19 protein-coding genes are annotated in these 21,942 nt (G+C 52.1%); 4 read left to right on the top strand and 15 right to left on the bottom strand.

Annotation, left to right across the window (positions count from 1 at the left end; genetic code table 11):
* Window positions 1–123: 123 nt before the first annotated feature.
* The 6 genes from EP25_RS22030 to EP25_RS0113945 all read right to left on the bottom strand — a co-directional run bounded on the left by EP25_RS22030 (window position 124) and on the right by EP25_RS0113945 (window position 8,020).
* Window positions 124–969 carry a DUF3014 domain-containing protein gene (locus EP25_RS22030; protein ID WP_036300619.1) on the bottom strand — a complete coding sequence of 282 codons (846 nt, stop codon included), beginning with the start codon at window positions 967–969 and terminating at the stop codon, window positions 124–126.
* Between the two features lie 325 nt (window positions 970–1,294).
* Window positions 1,295–2,008 (bottom strand): phosphate signaling complex protein PhoU, encoded by a 714-nt coding sequence (phoU, locus tag EP25_RS0113965; RefSeq protein WP_031434467.1) that lies wholly within the window; start codon window positions 2,006–2,008, stop codon window positions 1,295–1,297.
* A 12-nt stretch (window positions 2,009–2,020) separates the two neighbouring features.
* Window positions 2,021–2,854 (bottom strand): phosphate ABC transporter ATP-binding protein PstB, encoded by an 834-nt coding sequence (gene pstB / locus EP25_RS0113960; RefSeq protein WP_031434466.1) that lies wholly within the window; start codon window positions 2,852–2,854, stop codon window positions 2,021–2,023.
* 36 nt (window positions 2,855–2,890) lie between these two features.
* On the bottom strand, window positions 2,891–4,543 hold the full coding sequence (pstA, locus tag EP25_RS0113955; RefSeq protein ID WP_031434465.1) for a phosphate ABC transporter permease PstA: 1,653 nt from the start codon (window positions 4,541–4,543) through the stop codon (window positions 2,891–2,893).
* Complete coding sequence (locus tag EP25_RS0113950; protein WP_031434464.1) at window positions 4,540–6,810, bottom strand: ABC transporter permease subunit; 2,271 nt, start codon at window positions 6,808–6,810, stop codon at window positions 4,540–4,542. Before EP25_RS0113950 ends, pstA begins: the two co-directional genes overlap by 4 nt.
* Window positions 6,811–7,033: 223 nt before the next feature.
* A complete protein-coding gene (locus EP25_RS0113945; protein WP_031434463.1) occupies window positions 7,034–8,020 on the bottom strand; it encodes a PstS family phosphate ABC transporter substrate-binding protein in 987 nt (328 codons plus the stop codon).
* Window positions 8,021–8,251: 231 nt separating this feature from the next.
* Between EP25_RS0113945 and EP25_RS0113940 the strand changes: the two genes are divergently transcribed.
* Together EP25_RS0113940 and EP25_RS0113935 are read left to right on the top strand one after the other, a co-directional pair.
* Window positions 8,252–8,788, top strand: coding sequence for a hypothetical protein (locus tag EP25_RS0113940; protein WP_036300617.1), 537 nt, complete (start codon window positions 8,252–8,254; stop codon window positions 8,786–8,788).
* A 222-nt stretch (window positions 8,789–9,010) separates the two neighbouring features.
* Window positions 9,011–10,300 carry an alkaline phosphatase PhoX gene (locus tag EP25_RS0113935; RefSeq protein WP_036300603.1) on the top strand — a complete coding sequence of 430 codons (1,290 nt, stop codon included), beginning with the start codon at window positions 9,011–9,013 and terminating at the stop codon, window positions 10,298–10,300.
* A gap of 355 nt (window positions 10,301–10,655) precedes the next feature.
* Here the strand turns inward: EP25_RS0113935 and EP25_RS0113930 are convergent, their stop codons facing one another.
* The 9 genes from EP25_RS0113930 to sucC form a co-directional block, all read right to left on the bottom strand.
* Entirely contained in the window at window positions 10,656–11,597 is a 942-nt protein-coding gene (locus EP25_RS0113930; RefSeq protein ID WP_051906688.1) for a matrixin family metalloprotease, read from the bottom strand.
* 233 nt (window positions 11,598–11,830) lie between these two features.
* Window positions 11,831–12,874, bottom strand: coding sequence for an MJ1255/VC2487 family glycosyltransferase (locus EP25_RS0113925; RefSeq protein ID WP_031434459.1), 1,044 nt, complete (start codon window positions 12,872–12,874; stop codon window positions 11,831–11,833).
* A complete protein-coding gene (locus EP25_RS0113920; protein WP_031434458.1) occupies window positions 12,871–13,395 on the bottom strand; it encodes a phosphatase PAP2 family protein in 525 nt (174 codons plus the stop codon). The genes EP25_RS0113925 and EP25_RS0113920 overlap by 4 nt, the downstream gene beginning before the upstream one ends.
* A 132-nt stretch (window positions 13,396–13,527) precedes the next feature.
* Window positions 13,528–13,773, bottom strand: coding sequence for a hypothetical protein (locus tag EP25_RS22025; protein WP_036300597.1), 246 nt, complete (start codon window positions 13,771–13,773; stop codon window positions 13,528–13,530).
* 2 nt (window positions 13,774–13,775) lie between these two features.
* A complete protein-coding gene (locus tag EP25_RS0113910) occupies window positions 13,776–14,582 on the bottom strand; it encodes a UDP-2,3-diacylglucosamine diphosphatase (RefSeq protein WP_031434457.1) in 807 nt (268 codons plus the stop codon).
* 178 nt (window positions 14,583–14,760) lie between these two features.
* Window positions 14,761–15,033: a SemiSWEET transporter gene (locus EP25_RS0113905; RefSeq protein WP_031434456.1), complete on the bottom strand. Its 273-nt coding sequence runs from the start codon at window positions 15,031–15,033 to the stop codon at window positions 14,761–14,763.
* Between the two features lie 29 nt (window positions 15,034–15,062).
* Window positions 15,063–16,685, bottom strand: coding sequence for an NAD+ synthase (locus tag EP25_RS0113900; RefSeq protein WP_031434455.1), 1,623 nt, complete (start codon window positions 16,683–16,685; stop codon window positions 15,063–15,065).
* Window positions 16,686–16,727: 42 nt separating this feature from the next.
* Window positions 16,728–17,594: a succinate--CoA ligase subunit alpha gene (gene sucD / locus EP25_RS0113895; RefSeq protein ID WP_031434454.1), complete on the bottom strand. Its 867-nt coding sequence runs from the start codon at window positions 17,592–17,594 to the stop codon at window positions 16,728–16,730.
* On the bottom strand, window positions 17,591–18,760 hold the full coding sequence (gene sucC / locus EP25_RS0113890; protein WP_031434453.1) for an ADP-forming succinate--CoA ligase subunit beta: 1,170 nt from the start codon (window positions 18,758–18,760) through the stop codon (window positions 17,591–17,593). The genes sucD and sucC overlap by 4 nt, the downstream gene beginning before the upstream one ends.
* 196 nt (window positions 18,761–18,956) lie before the next feature.
* On the opposite strand from sucC, the gene EP25_RS0113885 reads away from it, so the two are divergent.
* Complete coding sequence (locus EP25_RS0113885; RefSeq protein ID WP_031434452.1) at window positions 18,957–20,582, top strand: sensor histidine kinase; 1,626 nt, start codon at window positions 18,957–18,959, stop codon at window positions 20,580–20,582.
* Complete coding sequence (locus EP25_RS0113880) at window positions 20,579–21,919, top strand: sigma-54-dependent transcriptional regulator (protein ID WP_031434451.1); 1,341 nt, start codon at window positions 20,579–20,581, stop codon at window positions 21,917–21,919. Before EP25_RS0113885 ends, EP25_RS0113880 begins: the two co-directional genes overlap by 4 nt.
* Window positions 21,920–21,942 lie beyond the last annotated feature (23 nt).

The raw sequence follows: 21,942 nt of genomic DNA, 5'->3' as shown, positions 1-21,942 counted from the left end.
GGGGATGCGATTGTTCGACAAACAGGTATCGGCGTCCTGCCAAGCGAATGACCGTACCTTCAACTGCCACTTTCATTATTGGTGTAATAAAATCTTCTTCATGATCGTGACAAAGAAAATGCCTCATTCAGCCTGCAAGCGCACCAACTCCTGCACCAGTTCGCGCAGTTTTTTCTGGATGATACGAGTGTTCTCCGGCCCCATCCTCAACATCTGTTTTTGCACCGGGCTGAGCGATTCCAGTTTTTTATCGGCGAAATGGTAACGCAAGGTCGGTTTAATCAGTGCCACGCGGCCTTCGACGACCGGCGCGGCGATCATTTCCGCGGCCGCTTTTTTGAACAGATCTTCCAGCTGATATTGTTGGGGATAGCCGAATTCTTCATAAGCTTGCTGCAATAACGGCCGCAATTTTCGGTAAGCCTCGATGGTTTTATCCACATTTAGCTCGGCAAAGGCTTTCGCCAGGCGGTCGTAGCGACGGTAGCTTTTTTCCGTCATATACCAGCCTTGGCCGTCTTGTTCGGCGATGAACGGCTTGGGCGGTTGCAGAAAGCTTATGTGTTTATATAAACGCTGTCCCTGGGAAAAGTCATTGATGACTTGCAGGTATTTTGGGATCAGTTCCGTTGTTTGCACTTGTCCGACGAAATCCGGCGACAACGCCAATACTTCCCGACGCACCAATTCGTCGCTCTGTTCCAACGGCGGCAGCGGTTCGGTCGATATTTCTTGCGCAGGTTCGGACTCCGCCAATGGTTCTTCCTCCGACGTTTCGTCATCGGTTAAGATTTGCTGATCACTTAACTCCGCCGGCTCGGACGACGGCAATGTCAATTCACTGACGACCTGTTCGTCCTGCCCATTGCCGACATAAATCCAAGCAACGACCGCGACGATTATGACAACTATACCGGCGGCCAGGATGGCCGGGGAAAGTTTAGGTTCCGCTTCATCATATCTTCCCATGTCGTATCTCCGCTGTAGTGAAATAACAGATAAAATTATGCGCCACAATAAGGCAAAAGAACACCGCCGGAAAGAAATTGGAGCGATCAGGCCGACGCGATCGCTCGGCATGTCTCGACCATGTCGCACACGCCCGCCTTGTACGACATGAAAATCGCTGTCATGACAACGGAAGTCCCAATACTCAGGAGCTTCCATATTTTATACGAAGAGAACAGCTAATGACTCGATTGTTAATAATTTCCCTTTTTGGCTCCATGCTTCAGCACGGGGGCATGGATAAGATTACATGGAGCTTTCCGGGACATTATTTTGTACTAATACCCTAACGGCTCATCACTTTTTCCAGCTCATCCTGGCTGATGTGGCGCACGTCTTCGCCCTTGACCATGTAAATGACGTGCTCGCAAATATTACAGGCATGATCGCCAATCCGTTCCAGCGCTCGCGCGGTCCACAGAATATCCAAGGTGCGGGTGATATGGCGGGGATCTTCCATCATGCGCGTGATCAACTGGCGCACGATGCTGGCATATTCGCGGTCGACTTTCTGGTCCTGGCTGGTAATGCTGGCGATGTCGTCGACGCTCAACCGGGCGAAGGAGTCCAACGCGCCGTTCAACATGTCCTTGACCATTTCCAGCAAGTGCTGAATTTCATGATATTGCTCATGATAATATTCGGTATTTTCCAGGCGAATCGTCATCTTGGCGATCCGAGCTGCCTCGTCGCCGATGCGTTCCAGGTCGGAAATCGATTTGATCGTGGCGATCAACATGCGCAGGTCGAACGCGGCAGGCTGCCGTTTCGCCAGAATTTCGGTGCATTCCTGGTCGATATCCATTTCCAGGTTATTGACCATCTCGTCCTGTTGTATCACCTTCTCGGCCAATTCCAAGTCGCAGTTCATGAAGGACTTGGCCGCCAGATCGATTTGCTGTTCCACCAGCCCGCCCATGGTCAGGACCTTATTGCGGATGTCTTCCATTTCCTCGTTGAACTTTCGGGAAATATGATGCCCTATTTTTTTGGTATCCATAGTCGCGCCCCCTTAGCCGTATCTGCCGGTAATGTAATCTTCTGTTTGTCTTTTCTTCGGGTTAGTGAACAATTCGCTGGTTTCGCCGAATTCGATCAATTCTCCCATGTACATGAATGCCGTGTAATCGGACACTCGCGCCGCCTGCTGCATATTATGCGTAACGATGACGATAGTGTATTGCTGTTTCAACTCATTGATCAATTCCTCGATCTTCAGTGTCGAGATCGGGTCCAAGGCCGAAGCCGGCTCATCGAGCAGAATCACTTCCGGCTCGATGGCGATGGCTCGCGCGATGACCAAGCGTTGCTGCTGGCCGCCCGACATGCCCAAGGCATTATCGTTCAAACGGTCCTTGACTTCGTCCCACAACGCGGCGCCGCGTAGCGAGCGTTCCACCGTTTCATCCAGCGTACGGCGGTCATTGATGCCTTGGATCCTGAGACCATAAGCGACGTTTTCGTATACCGATTTAGGAAAGGGATTCGGTTTCTGGAACACCATGCCCACGCGCCGGCGCAAATCGGCCACGTTGACCGATTTATCGTAGATATCCTCGCCGTCGAGCAGAATTTTTCCGTCGATCCTGACACCATCGACCAGGTCGTTCATCCGATTGATGCTGCGCAATAGCGTCGATTTACCGCAACCGCTTGGGCCGATATAGGCGGTCACCTTGCCGCGGGGAATATCCATATTGATGCCATGCAGCGCTTGTTTCTCACCGTAAAATAAATTCAGGTTCTGCACTTGCAAACAAGTTTCCACCGGTCCAGCTTGCCTCTTACCGCCACGGGTCAGTGAACTGATATCGAGTACGTGGGTACGAGTTTGTTCTGTCGTCATATTCATAGTCTCAAACTTCTAAAATTCGGTGAAGGATTACCCCTCCAGGGCACGGTATTTCTCCCGCAAATGGTTCCGGATGGCGATGGCAAACATGTTCAGGCCGATAATCACCAGGACCAGTAGTAACGAAGTCGCATAAACCAGGGGCCTGGCCGCCTCGACGTTGGGACTTTGAAAGCCCACATCGTAGATATGAAAGCCCAGATGCATGAATTTTCGGTCAAGATGCAAAAATGGGAAGTTGCCGTCCAGCGGTAAGGTCGGCGCCAGCTTGACGACCCCGACCAACATCAAAGGCGCCACTTCGCCGGCCGCGCGCGCCACCGCCAGGATCAAGCCGGTCATCATGGCCGGGCTGGCCATCGGCAACACCGTGCGCCACAGAGTTTCCGCCTTGGTCGCGCCCAGCGCCAGACTGCCCTCGCGTATCGATTTCGGAATGCGCGACAAGCCTTCTTCGGTGGAGACGATTACGACCGGCAGGGTCAGCAGGGCCAGCGTCAGCGACGCCCACATCAAGCCCGGGGTGCCGAATACCGGTGCCGGAGCGGCTTCGGGATAAAACAATTGGTCGATATTGCCGCCCAAGATGTAAACGAAAAACCCCAAGCCGAACACGCCGTATACGATCGACGGCACCCCGGCCAAGTTATTGACGGCAATACGTATGATCCGGGTCACGAAACCTTGCTTGGCGTACTCGCGCAGATACACCGCGGCAATGACCCCGAACGGCGTCACGAACACCGACATCAACAGCACCATCATGATGGTGCCGAAGATGGCCGGAAATATTCCGCCTTCGGTATTGGCCTCGCGCGGGTCGTCGCTAACGAATTCGCCGAATTTAACCAGATATTCGATGATTTTTTCGCCCAAACTCATCGCATTGGGGCGAATCAGGCGCACGACTTTTTCCAACGGTATTTCCAGACGGCGATCGTTGGCGGCGACCACTACCAGGCTATCGCGCCTGATTTGCCGGTTCAGTTCGCCGATCTTGCCTTGCAGTTCTTTGTATTGCCGGTCGAATTCGGCCCTTTGCTCGGCGAATTCCTGTTCGGACGTATCGTTCCACTCGCCCTTCAATTCCAGGCTGCGTTGTTTCAAGCGCAAGCGCTCCAGACCGTAGTTGATCGAGCCGATTTCATTTTTCTGCAAATGCTCGATTTCATCGTACAGAGCCAACGCCCTGTCGATCCTTGCCTGAACGACCGCATAGGCTCTTTCGCCCTCGGCGATAATGCGGCCGTTTTCCTTCAATGCCTGCAGGCGGCCGTAGAAATTACCCCATTCCCGTCTTTCGATGACGATCATCTCCTCGGGATACGCTTGCTGCTGGATATATTGACTTTGAATCCAGCGAAAATCCATGCCGGTCAAGTCCCGGTTTCCGGTCTTGATCAGGCGTTGTTCCAGATAATCGGCGTTATTCAAAATCCGATGTCCCGCCGCCTTGGCCTGGCTCGCCGTCATGATCGCGCTATCGACCACTTCGCCGACGATGACACTCTTCCCGCTTTGATCCTGGTAATGGTATTCGACGATATCGGCCGGCCAGAAATGGCCCAGTCCCCGAGAAGCGATCAACAGTAATAAGCCTACGACCAGAATCAGGCTGGTGCTGACCGCGGCAGCATTGAGCCATACCCATGGCGAACCGCTTTTAAACCATGTTTTAATCATAACGAACTGTATTTCCGACGCAGATTCTGGCGAATAATCTCAGCCAACGTGTTAACAACAAAAGTAAACATAAACAACACCAGGGCCGCCAGGAACAACACCCGGTAATGAGTACTATTGACTTCCGACTCCGGCATCTCGACGGCGATGTTGGCCGACAATGTGCGCATGCCCTGAAATATGCTCAAATCCATGACCGGCGTGTTGCCAGTCGCCATCAGCACGATCATCGTTTCGCCCACGGCGCGGCCCAATCCGATCATCACGGCGGAAAAAATCCCCGGACTGGCGGTCAGCAATACCACCTTGGTCATGGTTTGCCAGGGCGTCGCGCCTAGCGCCAGCGATCCGGTGGTCAAATGTTTCGGCACGCTGAAGATGGCGTCCTCGGCGATCGAGAATATAGTCGGGATCACCGCGAAGCCCATTGCCAAACCGACCACCAACGAGTTGCGTTGGTCGTAGCCGATGCCGAATTCGTTCTTCATCCATACCCGCATGTCGCCGCCGAAAAACAACGACTCGAAACCGGGGCTGACGATAAATGCCAGCCAGGCGCTGATCATGATAACCGGAATCAGCAAAGCCGCTTCCCAACCTTCCGGAATGGCATGCCGTACCTGTTTCGGAGCATGCTGCCAGAAAAAAGCGAAAACCATGACGCCGAGCGGCAGGATCATCAACATGGAAAAAATGCCGACCAAATGTTCCTCGACGAACGGCGCCAACCAAAGGCCGGCCAGGAAACCTAGAATCACGGTCGGCAACGCCTCCATGATTTCGATGCTGGGTTTGACCAATTGGCGCATGCGCGGCGCCATGAAATAAGCCGCATAAATCGCCCCCATCAACGACAACGGAATCGCGACCAACATGGCGTAGAAGGCCGCTTTCAACGTACCGAACACCAACGGCGTCAGACTCATTTTCGGCTCGAAGTCGTTGCTGGCCGACGACGACTGCCAGACATATTCGGGCTTAGGATAACTTTCATACCACACTTCCTGCCAGATCGACGCCCACGACACTTCGGGGTGTTCGTTCTCCACCGTCCAATGATGAATTCTGCCATCGGCCGACTGCAACAAAAAGGCATTGGCTCTGGGCGACAACGCCACTGCGACAGGTCGGGCCCGACTGATTTGTTTCTGAATCAGACGTCTTTCCGCCGTGGTATGGTAAATAGCGGCCAAGCCGTTAGTATCGGTTACCAGTAACCCCTTGCGGCGTTGTTCCGGGCTGATGGTTGCTATCGCCCGGTCGGATACCTTGAATGACCTGAATTTTTGCAGACTGATTCGGTTTTCCTCGTCACGCACCAAACTCCATTGCGACAATACGCCGCCGGAATCGCCGATTAACAAAGAAATTTCACCATTCAGAAATGCCAAGGCCGTAATGTGCTTGCCGGGTTCCAGCACATCCAACTTATGTTTGATTTGCGGATTTTGCTTGTTGCTGATATCGACATAGGTGATATCGCCATTTTTGCCGGCCAAATATAAATTGCGTTGTTCCTTATCGAGCAACAGAAAATCAATCGGGTCGGCAGCGATCTGAATTTCGGCATCGCTACGTTCCAGGGTTGCCTCATCCTCGAACAACGATTCCTCGCGGCTGAAACTGGTCAACAATAGTCGATCATCACCCGTTTTCGCCACGATGGTGCTTTCGTCTTCGCCGAAGCGTCCGGCCACAAGCATTACCGGACTGCCGTTTTCCGCCAGGACAATCGCCTCCCGCCCCAACGGATATTCCAAGCTCGGAGTAATCAAACGCTTGTTGTCGGGATACGTCACCTTGTAACGTTGTTTCGCCACTACGGCACTTCCGTCGGACAACCCATAAATAACAACGCCTTGATCATAAGTGCCATGGGCAAAGCTGGTGATTTTAGCGCCCTCGGGGATGGGCAATTTTTCCGTTTTAATCGGTTCGCCGCTATCGACTCGAAAAAATATTGCTGTCCCGTTATCGGTAAAACGCACGGCGATTTCGTTCTGCTCCTCCATTGCCAGGAACAGCGTTTTGCCTGAAGGCAATTCCGGCACGGCATAATCGCCAACCCCTTCGGCTTGCGCCGAAACAAATAACGGAAACACCACGTATAGCAAATAAAAGAAAATCAGAACGATGGCCACGATCACGCCCAAGCCGCCGGCCACGACACCATATTCGGCCAGTTTGTCTTTGAGCAAGCGCCATTTTTGATAGTAATTACTCACGCTCTGTATTGCGGTGCTATTTGTCGAATTACCTTCGGTCATAAGAAATATCGAAACACTTAAGAATGCAACATTATGTCAGCATAATGCCATTTGACAGAAAAGAATAAGCCGAGAATTGCCTTTGCAACCCTCGGCCCACTGTCTTGCCTGACCAACCTTCACTATTGAGGGGGAAGTAAAAGTGTGTCAATGCACCCCATCCCTTGGCAGGCATCCCTGCCTGAATTCCTTCATAGTCATCCTATAATCGGAATATTAAGTTTTATTTTATTAAAGTCAGGGCTTTGCTGACTACTTTCGCCGGCAATGGAATATAGCCGTCTTTTATGACCACTTGTTGACCGCTTTGCGACAATACCATTTTGACGAATTCCTGTTCCAATGGCGCCAATGGCTGATTGGGTTGTTTGTTGACGTAAATATAAAGGAAACGTGACAACGGATATTTTCCTGACACTGCATTCTCAGGCGTCGCTTCGACGAATTCACCGCCATGCTTGCCTGCCAGAGGAACGGCCTTAACGCCCGACGTTTTATAACCGATACCGGAATAACCGATGCCGTTCAGGGAAGACGTCACGGATTGAACGACAGAAGCGGAACCGGGTTGTTCGTTCACGTTATTCTTGTAATCACCTTTACACAGTGCTTTTTTCTTGAAATAACCGTAAGTACCCGAAACCGAATTTCGGCCGTATAACTGGATGGATTTTTCCGCCCAGGCGCCTTCCAGGCCAACTTGACCCCAGGTAGTGATATCGGTGTCGTTTCCGCATTTGCGGGTGGAAGAGAAAATCGCGTCGACTTGAGGGATTGACAAGCCTTTGATGGGATTTTCCTTGTTGACGTAAACCGCCAGCGCGTCGATCGCGACCGGAATAGCGGTTGGCTTATAACCGTATTTCTTTTCGAACGCATCGCGTTCTTTGTCTTTCATCTTGCGGCTCATAGGGCCCAGATTAGAAGTCCCTTCGGTCAAGGCCGGTGGCGCGGTGGAAGATCCGGCTGCTTGAATTTGAATGTTGACGTTAGGGTAGGTTCTTTTGAATTCTTCGGCCCATAAAGTCATCAAGTTGGCCAGAGTATCGGAACCGACACTGGACAAGTTACCGGAAATACCGCTGGCTTTCTCATAGGCGGGGACATCCGCATCCACGGTTTGTACGGCCGCCACGGAACCACTCAACAATGAGGCAGAGACAAAACCCAACCCCGTAGCTAATGACTTTAATTGGAAAGATAGTTTCATTTTTTTCTCAAATTTAGGTTTTAAGGTACAGCTATTGTGCCGATAAAGATTGACAATAATATGAAGTCAATATGACAACTTTATGACAGACTGGCTTTTTTTGTCTTCCAACCCACGATTTGACGCAATATTGTAAGCCCTTCGGTCACAATTCTGTAATATTTAACCTCGTATAATACTTTGTTTAATTGTGCCCGCTATAGGCTTTTTATTCAGTCGGAGAAACATTCCATGACCAAAAAATTTTCTTTGGGCCTGTCCGCCCTAAGCATCGCGCTATCCTGTCATTACTCATTTGCGGATGCGCCACACTACAATGTCAACGACTATTACCAGGTTCACCAGGAAGGCCGTATCTATGTATTCGATGATTTTAAAACCTATGCCGGCTTCATTAAAAACGGCGAAACCCCCTTCCGCCTGACTCGCATCGGTGCAGGTCCGAGCGGCGAAACATTAGTCTTCGGCCTTTCCGAACAGGATAAAACCATGCGTACGGGTCTGGGTTCGGTCGATTTATACGATGGCAAAACGGCGGGCATCGCCGAAGGCTTTTATGGCGAAGTCGTCAAAGACGGACGTATTTATGTGTTCGGCGACTGGAACGATCAAAAGGCTTTTTTAGCCGTCGGCGAAGCCCCTTTGCGTTACACTCAGATCGGCGCCGGCCCTAACGGCGAAACGGTAATTTATGTGCTGAACGAGCATAACAAGGAACAAAAACCAAGCGCCTTGATCGCGGAATTCAACCGCAAGCACGCGAACTGATCGCACCTCAGATTTGCTTACATGGAAGTAAGTATTATCCGCCACCCATTTTTCACCCCCTCTTTCCAAACCGCAACTTTATTGTTTTTATTCCAGGCTTTCATGCGTTGAGCACAGCGGCAATGTCACCTAATTGTTACTGAACAGTCAAAGTAACGTCATATTTTTCAAGCATAATTTGATTTCGCTATACAACACTACTTCACTAACTGAGGTGACATCATGAAAAAAACAATACTTACGGTTGCCATTACCGCAGCCATTTCTTCACCAGCTTTCGCTGACAAAAATGTAATCAAAGGCCCCTTCTCCTTTGACCCGCAATCCGCATCTGCTATAACCGGCAGCGAACCAGCTTGTGCGCCATTTGCACTGCCTGAAGGTTTTTCTCAAACCGTGATCAGCGATGAAACCGGCGCTTGTACTCCACTGGTTGAGCATGACGCTGTTCCCGGCGGAAATGACTGGAACGACATGAACACAGTGAATGAAACTGGAGCCCATGTCGGTCGTTATTTGTACCGCACTCAAGAAACAGGCAACGGGATGGGCGCCATCACCGCCATCGACCTGGAGACAGGCGAAGCTATGACCTATTTTGCTGACGATTTCGGCATTGACCCTGGTTTCAGCCGCATGGACGGAATTGAATGGACGCCATGGGGTACCATTCTTGCCGCCGAAGAAAATGGCGCAGGAGGCCGCCTTTTCGAATGCCAAGTCGACGGCTTAGACCTGCACTGCTTCGACCGCCCGGCAGTCGGCCGTATGTCCCACGAAGGCATCGCAGCCGCTAAAGACGGCAACATTTACGTCGGCGACGAACTTAACGGTGGTTCCATCTACAAATTCGTACCGGATCATTATGGCGATTTGTCTTCAGGTACCTTATATGCCCTGAATATCGTCCTACCGGGTGTAATCGATGGCACCGGCACAGGCGAATGGCTCGCATTGATCCCCGGCCAAAACAACGTAAGCACCGATCCCGCTGTTAACGCCCGTGCAGCGGCCGATGAAGCCGGTGCCACCGATTATCTTCGCCCTGAAGATGCCGAAATAGTTGGGCCCAACCTGTATTTCGCAACGACAACGGACAAACGCGTTCTTCGTATTCCAATGAATACCAACACGCCTGAAGTCACCGAATTCGTCGGCGTCAATATTGGTAACATCAATGATGAAAGCGTTGTATCTTCCTACGGTTTGAGAAGCCCGGACAATCTTGCTTCCGACATCAACGGCAATCTCTATATCGTCGAAGACAACAGCGGCAAAAGCGATATTTGGGCTGCGCCGACTACCGATAAAAACCAAGACGGCGTCGCCGACCAGGTCGTTTTATTCGGTACACTAACTACTCCAGGCGCTGAAGGCACAGGCATTTATTTTCCACGTACCATGCCAAAAACCATGTTTGTTAATGTTCAACATGCCAATGACGGCAATGACATGACCATCGCCATCAGCAAGGATCGCAACGGCCACAACGGTCATCACGATGAAGATTGAAGCTTGCGTCTTCAACGCTCTCCTGTAAGATAAGCAAGCTCTACCGCGGCCTTGGCCGCGGTTTTTTTGCCTGAGGCCATAGCTTCTCGCGGACTTCCTATCTACAGCTTTTATGGATTTTTGAGACGTTGCATCGTCAATCCGCATTGTTTTTTACTGCGGCGATAGGAAAGTAGAATTACACAGAATCCTGCATGCGGATTCACGCAATCATTAAGTGTTTCGGCGCTCAATCACCCCTTCTCAGAGTTCTCAGCGCCCGATCAAGGAACATGCGGCATTCCTTTGCCTTGAAATCTATCGCATGTCGCGATTGATTTTGCTCGTGCCCCCAGGCACTCACAAAAATGCCGATTTAATCAACATTTCTTTCACCAGCCTTATTGCCCCGAAATCCCGCCAAACAGAAAACCGCGGTTAAAAATGAGAAGGCGCTCGCCGGAACCGGAACCGCGCTGATCTGCCAACCGACATCCTGTAAACCAGCCAGATCGAGGTCGGTAAAATACTTCCTGGATCCTCTAATGATCGAAGGGGTCATCGCGGCCTTTTGATCTATACCATCGACCAGGCTTATCGTCCCGTCCTGCCAATGCGCTCCTCCAACCGATAAAGGAACATCGCTGCCATAAACCGAGTTCGTATTGTCCCCGGTAAAAACGCCTTCCGTCACTTGGTTATACCAGGAATCGGAAACCCCGAATCCCAGCAAATGAGACAATTCATGCAACGCAACCGAGAAAAAATCATTTTGTGGCCCGATGTTTTCGACAGTTCCAATATCGGAATCGAAATACCAGGCGCTATCCGTATCGAAAGTGATAGACCCTCCCCAGGGAGCAAAATCATAGGCCGTATCACCTGACACGGAGATTATCGTTCCATCCCCTTGTCCCCGCGATATGCTGGCATCGAAATACTGTTGGGTACCGCTGATACTATATCCTCCCGGGCCGCCCACGCCTAATGAAGAACCGCCTAAATCGCGGCCGCCGGCAAAAACGACCAGGGTATCCGCCGCCACATCGAAATCTTGTAGCTCGGTAGTACGTCCCGTACTTGGGTTCACAAATGTCGCGGTAAAACGATTGCTATTGGTTGATGCGATGGCGCCCAAACGATCGCTAATACGGCTTTCGAAATAAGAGGCGGCGCTATTCAAAACGCCCCGTTTCAACGGCGTGTCAAAAAAATGATTATTATCATAACTATAATCTAGTTGAAGCGTGATTGCGTCGGCCCTAATACTGGTCATGCCAATCACGCCGATAGTCATTAACTTGGTCAAGTTGATCATTGTTGCATTCCATCCTATTCAGAAAAGTCCTCAAAAACCTGCAACGAATAATTCAGATGCGGTTTGTTAAAAAATAGCCTCAAATTCAATGCAATAATAGACAAACTTAACTAACAAACAAGCTAATCCGCAAAAAACTATCGATATTTTAACCCCGCCTTGTCAGTGCGTGACAAGGCGGGGTTAAAAGACCTGCCAACAATCTCATGAGCGCATTTTTTAATTTATCAACATCACTCATGCTTGATCTTCAACACATCGACATTTTCCCAGACCTGTTCGGTAAAATCGGCATCGATCTTGGGCATGCCGTCCTCGATCCACCGGACGATCACCCGGGCTACATTGGGATAGGTAATGCGCACGGCATGGGGGTCATGCAGCCAGTCTTCGATGATTTTACTGTCCATCTCGTTCATGGTCTGGCCATAACCCAATTGCTGCAAGGCCGCGGCATTGGAAATCTGCTCCATCTGTGCATGTAAAGGCTTGGCCAGAATTTTTTTGCCTAATTGCAGCGATTCGCTGGCCAGTTCGAAACCGGCGTTACTGATAATCCCCATGCAATCGTACAAATCTCTTTGAAAACCGTCGCGGGACAACGGCTTGCAAACGATGTGCCGATATTTGCTGGCTACCGGCACCGGCGAATAAAGGTAAAATTCAAAATTCTCGAAGGGGCATAACTGCTTGATCACCTCGTTCTGGTCTTCGAACGGCAGATAAACGACAACCTTATTATGCTGAATTCCCTTCGGTAAATCGGGAGTTTCGATAATCGGCGGTAGCACCGGCTGGCCGAAGTGATGCCAATGCAAACCCACGCCGTGGCTGACCGGCGCGAAATACTTCATCACCAAGTCCGCCAAGGGGTCGGAACCGGTGCGCGGTATCGCATGCGCGAAAGCATATTGATGACCGATTCCCAGCACGGTTTTTTTCTGTGCTTTTCCGGCCCAGGCCGTGACCGGTTCGAAATCACTGATGACCAGATCGTAAGCCGATAAATCCAACGATTTGACATCCTGGATAAAACGGATCGGTTTCGATTGCAGCACGGTTTTCAGATAGGAGACCTGACCTTTGTCGGTATTGAAGGTCAATCCATCGCGATGTTGATAGCCATTGAACACCTCCATATCGAAAAACTTGTCCTGGGGCCGGCCGGTAAATTGAAAAGTGACCTCGCAGCCGGCGTCATACAGTTCCTTTGCCATCACGCGCGCGCGCGTGATATGACCGTTACCGGTCCCCTGCACTCCGTAAAATATTTTCATAGAACAATCAGATTGAGACTAAAAATTGCGACACCGACGCCCAACGCCATGCCAACCAGGGTATCGGTAGGGAAATGAACGCCCAGGACGACTCGGGAAAAACCAACCAGGGTCGCCCAAAGCATGAGCGGCGACAACAACGCGGGCATGAAAAATCCGACCAGCGTCGACATCATGAAGGCTGCCGAAGTATGGCCGGAAGGAAAACTGAATTGATCGGATGGCGTCACCAGGCTGTTATAACCTTTCAAAGCCGCCGGCGGCCGGTTGCGCTTGAAACCGTTTTTCAGCAGGAAATAAAGCGGCCTTTCCACCAGGAACGCAAACAATGCGGCCTGCAAAAAGAGACTGCGCCATCCTTCCGCTACCCAGATGAATGCTCCCAGCAAAACATATAAATGCCCGTCTCCGCTATGCGAGACATAACGGGCGAACCTTGCCAACTGACGGTAAACGCCGGCGTTGATCAGGCGGTTAAACATGAAAACGTCGTATTTATGGACGGCATTAATCAGCTTCATTTCGTTATCCTCATGAGGATCGGCTTTCCTCCCCGCTCAGTTGCCTATTTTTCTTCTTTAAATTCAGTGCCAAGGATAGGTCCGCACTGTGACAACAAGATGAAGTTTTTTTGAAATTTTTATGACAAACCGTTACTCCGGCAAGGAGGCTCTTTTGCGTCGGCGATAATCCCTGACCTTTTGCCAGGCATTGCGAGTATGATGGTTTTTATCCGACCAACGGATAACTTTCCGTTTCACTTTATCGGAAGCCTTGAACATGATCGCCATGCCGACGATCATGGTCGGCAAACCGAAGGGTACCGGCAGAGGAAACAGGATCATGCCGATTACGAAAATTATGGCGCCTAGCGTCATCAACAGCGACTTTTTCAGCATGGTCAAGCCGCGCTAGGCATTTTTGCGGCTTGTTCCTGGTTTGCGGCATCCAACAAGCGATAACTGTCTTCCAGCCAATGAATCACCGTCAATTGCCCTGCATCGTCCTCGACCAAGGCCGTGCAACTTTCCACCCAATCGCCGGTATTGCAGTAGATTTTGCCGAATTCCATTTGCGAAATATCGGCATGGTGAATATGGCCGCAGATCACGCCGTCCACTTTTTGCTTATGCGCTTCCAAACTCAGCACATGCTGATAATTATTCATGAATTGGACGGCATTTTTGACTTTATGTTTCAAATAGGCAGACAGCGACCAATATTTAAACCCCAGTAACCTGCGCAGGCTGTTGAACCAGCGGTTGACGACCAGCAGCAATTCATAGGCCTCGCCACCGATATAAGCCAAGCTACGATTATGGCAAACGATGCTGTCGTATTCGTCGCCGTGCATGACCAGAAAACGGCGCCCATCCGCGGTTGCGTGAATTGCATTGAGATGGACTTCGATGCCGTTGAACAGCATGCCGGCATGCTCTCTAAACGGCTCGTCATGATTGCCGGGAATGTAAATGACCCGCGTCCCTTGCCTGGCCTTGTCGATGACCCGCTGCACGATGTCGCTATGCAGGGTCGGCCAGTAAAAGCCGGATTTGACGTTCCAGCTCCACAAATCGATGATGTCGCCGACCAAATAAAGGGTTTCGCATTCCACATGATCGAGAAAATCACGCAGATATTCGGCTTTGCAACCCTTGGTGCCGAGGTGGGTATCGGAAATCCAGACGGACCGGTACTGAAGAGTCATCGTTTTTTCTCCACAATTTTTCATGGTGAGAAAAATAACAACTCTTTATGACATCAAGGTAACGGTTTAATGAAATTCGAATGACATTCTTGTGACGGCATGATGACAGCCGGGGAAGCGCTTCTGCAATGCCTATTGCTAAGGACAATAAACGGCTAGTATGGGAAGCATGTCAATTCTAGCGTTTGCGGAACAGCGTGTTACGCACCTTTAATGCAAGGATGAAGGAGGCCAACAGCAGGGTAATCGCGTTGGCGAAAATAATGGCTTTATCGGCAATCACCAATCCATAAACCAACCACAACAGAACGCCCAGCGTAAAGGCGCTGTACATGCTGAGCGATAACGATTCGGTGTCCCGGGTCTTGAGGGTCAGAATCGCCTGCGGCAAAAACGACAAGGTGGTCAAGGCCGCGGCGACATAGCCGATCAATTCAGGCGATATATTCATACTTTCGTGTTGTAAAAAACAGTGACTATTTACTTAAATTCATGCGCGCCGCGATAGCCCGAAGAAATCGGATAACGCCGGTCGCGGCCGAACGCCCTGGGCGTGATGCGGATGCCCGGCGGTGCCTGCCGGCGCTTGTATTCATTGCGGTCGACTAAAGAAAGGGCGCGATGCACGTCTTCCGGTTTGAAGCCGGCGTCGATAATCTCCTGCGACGACTTATCCTGCTCCACGTACATCTCCAGAATCGGGTCCAACACGGAATAGGGCGGTAAGGAATCCTCGTCGATCTGGTCCGGCGCCAATTCGGCCGAAGGTGGCCGGGTGATGACCCGTTCCGGAATCACCGGCGACAAGCTGTTGCGGTATCTAGCCAGTTTGTACACCAACAGTTTCGGAACATCCTTGATAGGCGCGAAACCACCGGCCATGTCGCCATATAACGTGGCGTAACCGACGCTCATTTCGCTTTTGTTACCGGTCGTCAGCAGCAGCTTGCCCTGTTTATTCGATAACGCCATCAAGACGATACCGCGGGAGCGGGCCTGGATGTTTTCTTCCGTGGTATCGCGTTCGGCGCCGGCAAAAATAGTGGCCAACATGCCGCCAAAGGCCTCGACCGCCGGTTCGATCGGGATAATATGGTGCTTGACGCCCAACGCTTTGGTTTCCTGCACCGCATCTTCGTTGCTCATGTCCTGGGTATAACGCGACGGCATCAACACCGCCTCGACCTTGTCCGCACCCAGGGCATCGACCGCGATCGCCAATACCAGCGCCGAGTCTATGCCTCCCGATAAACCCAGCAAGGCCCCGTCGAAACCGTTTTTCCTGACGTAATCCTTGACGCCCAGCACCAACGCCTTGTATTCGCTGGAGGTTTCCGCGTAAAGCGGAGCGCATTCGCCTTTCGCCGGCACGGTGCCGTCAAATTCGACCACGCTGACCTGTTCCTTGAATTCCGGGGCGCGAAACACAACTTCCCCCTGGGCATTCACGACAAACGACGCGCCATCGAAAACCAGTTCGTCCTGGCCGCCGATCTGGTTGACATACACCAGCGGCACAGCCGATGCCTTGGCCTGCCGACATACCACCGTTTCCCGTTCATTAATCTTGCCGGCATGAAAAGGCGAGGCATTCAGGGTCAGGATGATTTCCGCGCCGGATTGCCTGTTGACGGCGATGGTGTCATGGCGCCAAACATCCTCGCAGATGGTCAGTCCCAAAATACGGCCTTTGGCGGCAAACAGGCAAACCTGCTCCCCGGAGGAGAAATAACGGTGTTCGTCGAAAACACCATAATTAGGCAAGGCCTTCTTATGGTAGGTTCGCAGTATCCCGCCCTTACGCAGAACCATCGCGCTATTGTATAAACGGTCGCCTTCCTGTACCGGCAACCCCAGCACGATATCGATACCCGTTGCCGCTTCGGCGATGGCGTCCACCGCCTGCCGCGCATGGCGGATAAAATCCTTTCTAAACAATAGGTCTTCCGGCGGATAGCCGGTCACGCTCAATTCCGGGAAAACGATGATATCGGCTTTCAGTTCATCCCGGGCATGCTGGGCCGTCTCTATGATTTGCCGTTTGTTGGCTTGAATATCGCCAACCGTGGTATTGATCTGCGCCAGGGCTATTTTCAATGTCATCGATTTTTCAATGTTCAAGAAAGCGTATTTTCGCCTACAAATTTATAAATAATCCATCATCGCCTGGCCCAGATCGGCCGGCGAATCGACCACCTCGACACCGGCGGCTTGCAATGCCGCCACCTTGCCTTCCGCGGTGCCCTTGCCGCCGGTGACGATGGCGCCGGCATGGCCCATGCGCTTGCCGGGCGGCGCGGTGCGGCCGGTAATATAGGATACCACCGGTTTGGTGACATTGGCCTTGATGAAGTCGGCCGCTTCCTCTTCCTCGCTGCCGCCGATCTCGCCGACCATGATGATGCCGTGCGTTTGCTCGTCTTCCTGAAAGCGGCTCAGCACGTCGATAAAATTCATGCCGTGAATCGGATCGCCGCCGATACCGACGCAGGTGCTTTGTCCCAGACCTTGCGTGGTGGTTTGATGCACCGCTTCATAAGTCAGGGTGCCGGAACGGGAAACGATGCCGATCTTGCCCGGCATATGAATATGCCCCGGCATGATGCCGATCTTGCATTCGCCCGGCGTGATCACGCCGGGGCAGTTCGGCCCGACCAACAGCGAACCGGTCCCGGACATCGCCGCTTTCACCCGCAGCATGTGCAATACCGGAATGCCCTCGGTGATACAGACGATCAACTCAATGCCGGCATCCACCGCTTCCAGGATGGCATCCGCGGCGAAAAACGGCGGCACATAGATGACCGTGGCATTGGCGCCGGTTGCCTTGACCGCTTCCTGCACGGTGTCGAACACCGGCACGCCGAGGTGAGTTTGTCCGCCGCGACCGGGCGTTACGCCGCCGACCAATTGCGTGCCGTAATCCAACGTTTGTTGGGAATGGAATGTGCCTTGCTTACCTGTAAACCCTTGGCAGATCAATTTGGTTTGTTTGTTGACTAATATGCTCATGCCTTGCCTCCCGCCAATGCCACGACCTGTTCCGCCGCGTGATTCAAATCCTCCGCCGTCACCAACCCCAGTCCAGACTTATTCAACAATGCCAGGCCCTGCTCGGCATTGGTGCCTTCCAGGCGGACCACAACCGGCACAGTCAGGTCGATTTCTTTGACCGCCGCCAGAATGCCCTGGGCAATCACGTCGCACTGCACGATACCGCCGAAGATATTGACCAGCACCGCCTTAACGTTGGCGTCGGACAAAATCAACTTGAAGGCTTCCGCCACCTTCTCGGCATTGGTGCCGCCGCCTACATCGAGAAAATTGGCCGGCGCGCCGCCCTTGAATTTAACCAAATCCATCGTCGCCATCGCCAGCCCGGCGCCGTTCACCATACAGCCGATATTGCCCTCGAGCGTGACGTAATTGAGATCGAACTGTTTGGCCTTGCACTCCTTGGCGTCTTCCTGGCCTTCGTCCCTCAGCGCCAGAATTTCGGGATGGGCCGCCACCGCGTTGTCGTCGAAATTGATTTTGGCGTCCAGGGCCAGTATTTCACCGGCCTCGGTTTCCACCAGCGGATTGATTTCGATTTGACTAGCGTCCTTGGCCAGAAACAATTGATACATGCCTTGCATAATCTTGCCGACGTTTTTCGCCTGGTCGCCCTGCAAGCCGAGGGCCTTGGCGACCTGCCGGCATTGAAAAGGTTGCAGGTTTGCGGCCGGATGCACCCGGCTGCTGATAATTTGTTCCGGCGTTTCCCTGGCCACCGTTTCGATATCCATGCCGCCCGCGGCCGAGGCCACGAACATCACCCGCTCCGTGGCTCGATCAACCAATAGGCTCAGGTAAAACTCCCGTTTGATCGGGTTGGTTTGTTCGATCATGACGCTTTCCACCGGCAACCCTTCCGCGGTCGTCTGTATGGTCGCCAGGCGGGTTCCGAGCATTTGGTCGGCATGCTGCCTGACTTCGGCGGCATTGTTGGCAAAGCGCACGCCGCCGGCTTTCCCCCTGGCCCCCGCATGGATTTGCGCCTTCACCACCCAACCGTCACCGGCCAAGTCGGTGGCAACCTGTTCGGCCTGCAGCGCCGACGTGGCATGCCCGCCGTTCGGAACCGGTATGCCGAATTCCCGGAACAATTGTTTGGCCTGATATTCATGAATATTCATTAACTACTCCAGTTCGATACGTTTTCCGCACTCAAGCAAACACCGATTAAACCATTCAGCCCCAATACCCTCGAATTCACGAACAGGTTCTTGTCCCGCCTGGCATGCCTAAATCTCACCAATATTGAAGCGATGGTAAAAGTGCTATGATTGCCAGCTATTATTCTAGTTAAGCGTTGATAACACAAGATTCTTTATGGCGCCGGACCAACCCAACACCATTTACCCTTGTCCGTTTTCGAAAAATTACGGTATACCAGCTCAACAAGCCTGGCTACTATTGAAAATATTTTTCGTTTACCGCTTTATCGTCTCCAATTTATTCGTCATTCTTTATTTCAGTCCGTTCGGTCCCTCCGTGCTCGGCACCCAAGACCAGCAACTCTATGTCATCTCCGCGCTATTTTATTTGTTAATCACCCTGGTGTCGGCACCGTTCATTTTCTGGCGTTTGAGCAGTTATATCAGCCAAGCCCAGATTTTCATCTTCACCGACATCATCTTCATTACTCTGCTGATGCATGCCTGCGGCGGAGTCGACAGCGGTTTCGGCATTTTACTTGCCATCTCGATCGCGGCCGGCGGCTTGCTGATCGGCGGCCGTTGCGCCATGCTGTTTGCCGCACTGGCCAGCCTGGCGGTATTGGCCGAACAAATATATGTCATGCAGACCCATACCCTGCGCAGCGGCGCCTTTACCTATTCCGGCATGCTCGGCGCCTCGTTTTTTACCATCGCCTTTCTGTCCCACGTGATGGCGAAGCGCACGGAACAATCCGAACGCCTGGCCAGCGAACGCCAGTTGACTATATCCAGGCTGGAAGAACTGAACCGTTATATCATCCAACACCTGCAGAGCGGCATCATCATCAGCGACCAACAGCAACGAATCCAACTTTCCAACGAAGCGGTACGCAGGCTGCTCGGCCTGCCTGACGCCCCCCTCCGTTTAGATGAGATATCCGACCAATTATCCCAGGCCTTAAGCTTGTGGCAGGCCGACCCGACTCAGGATTTTGCCATCATCCAACTCGATAACGGCAATGAAATCCAAACCCGCTTTTCCTCGCTGAACCTGCACGAGGAAAAACTCAATATGATCCTGTTCGAGGATATCGACCTGTACAATCAACGCCTGCAACAAAACAAACTGGCCTCGCTGGGCCGGCTCACCGCCAGCATCGCCCACGAGATCCGCAATCCGCTCGGCGCCATCAGCCATGCCGGCCAATTATTATCGGAAGCCCCGCAATTGACCGAGGAAGACAAACGCCTGACCCAAATCATTCAAAACCACAGCCGCCGCGTCAATAGCATCATCGAAGACATTCTTAAATTATCCCGGCGCAATGCCTCGAAAAAAGAAAAAATTGCATTGGACCGGTGGCTGCCCGATTTCATCGACAATCTGATAGCGGAACAAGGTTATCGCCCCGACCGTTTCAACGTGGTGTTTATCAACCGCTCGTTACATGCCCTGATGGATAGCGGCCATTTGAAACAAATTCTTTATAATCTGTGTTCCAATGCGGTGAAATACGGTTGCCGGGAAGACGAAACCATTACCATCGAAGTGAAATTGGACAAGGACAAACCTTGCCTCGACGTCGTCGACCACGGCCCCGGCATCGCACCCGATATCCGCCAACATCTGTTCGAGCCTTTTTTCACCACCTCCAGCAACGGCACCGGTCTCGGGCTGTATATTTCCCGCGAACTGGCCGAACTCAACCAGGCCAAACTGAGCTATGCTTATATAGATAACAAAAGTCGATTCACGCTTTGCTTACCTAATGCAGATCACGCAGTTATTGAGATATGAATACCCCTGTCGCACTGGTCGTCGATGACGAACCCGATATCAGAGAATTATTGGAAATCACGCTTAGCAGAATGGACATCAAGGCCATCTGCGCGAAGGATATCGGCAGCGCCAAGGCATTGTTGAAGAAACACCAGTTCGACCTGTGCTTGACCGATATGCGCTTACCCGACGGCGACGGCCTTGATTTGGTCGAGTTCATCCAGTCGTCCGGCATGCGCCTTCCGTGTGCCGTAATCACCGCGCACGGCAGCATGGATACCGCCGTCAAGGCGATGAAAAAAGGCGCCTTCGATTTTTTATCCAAGCCGGTCGATCTGGCCACGCTGCGGCAACTGGTCAATAACGCCCTGCAAATCTCTCACTCCAACCGGCAAAAAAAGGACCGCAGAACCCGCCATATATTGCTGGGCGAATCGGAACCGATGCGTCGGATTCGCTCGAAAATCGAGAAGGTCGCGCGTAGTCAGGCGCCGGTTTATATCAGCGGCGAGTCGGGTTCCGGCAAGGAATTGGTCGCCCGCCTTATCCACCGGCAAAGCCCGAAAAGCGAGCACCCCTTCATTGCCGTCAACTGCGGCGCCATCCCGCATGAACTGATGGAAAGCGAGTTCTTCGGTCATAAGAAAGGCAGTTTTACCGGCGCGGTAACCGATAAAAAAGGTTTGTTCCAGGCGGCCGACGGCGGTACGCTATTTCTCGACGAAGTCGCCGACCTGCCTTTGTCGTTGCAAGTCAAGCTGCTGCGCGCCATTCAAGAAAAGAAAATCCGCCCCGTCGGCGAGCAGAACGAAATATCGGTCAACGTCAGAATCCTCAGCGCCACCCATAAGGATCTGGCCCAGATGGTCCAGGAAGGCAGTTTCCGCCAGGATTTGTATTACCGCCTCAACGTCATCGAACTCAATCTACCGCCGTTGAGGACCCGTGCGGAGGACATTCCGCAAATCACCGAATTCCTGCTGGCCAAGCTGGCCAACGCCAACAATCTGGAACTCCCACATCTTTCTGCGGAAGCCCTGAATGCCTTGAAACACTATGCCTTTCCCGGTAATGTACGCGAACTGGAAAACATTCTGGAACGAGCGCTGGCCCTGTACGACGGCAATATCATCGAACTGGAAGACCTGAACCTGCCCAGCGGCGGCGAGCTGCTCTCGGCGGAAGAATTCAACCCCGACAAACAATCGCTGGAAGAATACCTGGAAGACATCGAAAAGCAAGCCCTCACTACCGCCCTGGAAGAAAACCGCTGGAATAAGACCGCGGCCGCCAAACAGCTGGGCATGACCTTCCGTTCGTTGCGCTATCGCCTGAAAAAACTGGGCCTGGAATGATTATCGTCATGGGCCGCAGTTTT

The organism is Methylomarinum vadi (assembly GCF_000733935.1).
Lineage (GTDB): Bacteria > Pseudomonadota > Gammaproteobacteria > Methylococcales > Methylomonadaceae > Methylomarinum > Methylomarinum vadi.
The sequence above is the reverse complement of the archived record's forward strand: the minus strand, read 5'-3'. Positions and strand labels throughout refer to the sequence as shown.

Bases quoted from the DNA above. Each gene is read 5' to 3' on its own strand.
- EP25_RS22030 (WP_036300619.1), bottom strand. From the start codon at position 969: ATGGGAAGATATGATGAAGCGGAACCTAAACTTTCCCCGGCCATCCTG.
- phoU (WP_031434467.1), bottom strand. From the start codon at position 2,008: ATGGATACCAAAAAAATAGGGCATCATATTTCCCGAAAGTTCAACGAG.
- pstB (WP_031434466.1), bottom strand. From the start codon at position 2,854: ATGACGACAGAACAAACTCGTACCCACGTACTCGATATCAGTTCACTG.
- pstA (WP_031434465.1), bottom strand. From the start codon at position 4,543: ATGATTAAAACATGGTTTAAAAGCGGTTCGCCATGGGTATGGCTCAAT.
- EP25_RS0113950 (WP_031434464.1), bottom strand. From the start codon at position 6,810: ATGACCGAAGGTAATTCGACAAATAGCACCGCAATACAGAGCGTGAGT.
- EP25_RS0113945 (WP_031434463.1), bottom strand. From the start codon at position 8,020: ATGAAACTATCTTTCCAATTAAAGTCATTAGCTACGGGGTTGGGTTTT.
- EP25_RS0113940 (WP_036300617.1), top strand. From the start codon at position 8,252: ATGACCAAAAAATTTTCTTTGGGCCTGTCCGCCCTAAGCATCGCGCTA.
- EP25_RS0113935 (WP_036300603.1), top strand. From the start codon at position 9,011: ATGAAAAAAACAATACTTACGGTTGCCATTACCGCAGCCATTTCTTCA.
- EP25_RS0113930 (WP_051906688.1), bottom strand. From the start codon at position 11,597: ATGATCAACTTGACCAAGTTAATGACTATCGGCGTGATTGGCATGACC.
- EP25_RS0113925 (WP_031434459.1), bottom strand. From the start codon at position 12,874: ATGAAAATATTTTACGGAGTGCAGGGGACCGGTAACGGTCATATCACG.
- EP25_RS0113920 (WP_031434458.1), bottom strand. From the start codon at position 13,395: ATGAAGCTGATTAATGCCGTCCATAAATACGACGTTTTCATGTTTAAC.
- EP25_RS22025 (WP_036300597.1), bottom strand. From the start codon at position 13,773: ATGCTGAAAAAGTCGCTGTTGATGACGCTAGGCGCCATAATTTTCGTA.
- EP25_RS0113910 (WP_031434457.1), bottom strand. From the start codon at position 14,582: ATGACTCTTCAGTACCGGTCCGTCTGGATTTCCGATACCCACCTCGGC.
- EP25_RS0113905 (WP_031434456.1), bottom strand. From the start codon at position 15,033: ATGAATATATCGCCTGAATTGATCGGCTATGTCGCCGCGGCCTTGACC.
- EP25_RS0113900 (WP_031434455.1), bottom strand. From the start codon at position 16,685: ATGACATTGAAAATAGCCCTGGCGCAGATCAATACCACGGTTGGCGAT.
- sucD (WP_031434454.1), bottom strand. From the start codon at position 17,594: ATGAGCATATTAGTCAACAAACAAACCAAATTGATCTGCCAAGGGTTT.
- sucC (WP_031434453.1), bottom strand. From the start codon at position 18,760: ATGAATATTCATGAATATCAGGCCAAACAATTGTTCCGGGAATTCGGC.
- EP25_RS0113885 (WP_031434452.1), top strand. From the start codon at position 18,957: ATGGCGCCGGACCAACCCAACACCATTTACCCTTGTCCGTTTTCGAAA.
- EP25_RS0113880 (WP_031434451.1), top strand. From the start codon at position 20,579: ATGAATACCCCTGTCGCACTGGTCGTCGATGACGAACCCGATATCAGA.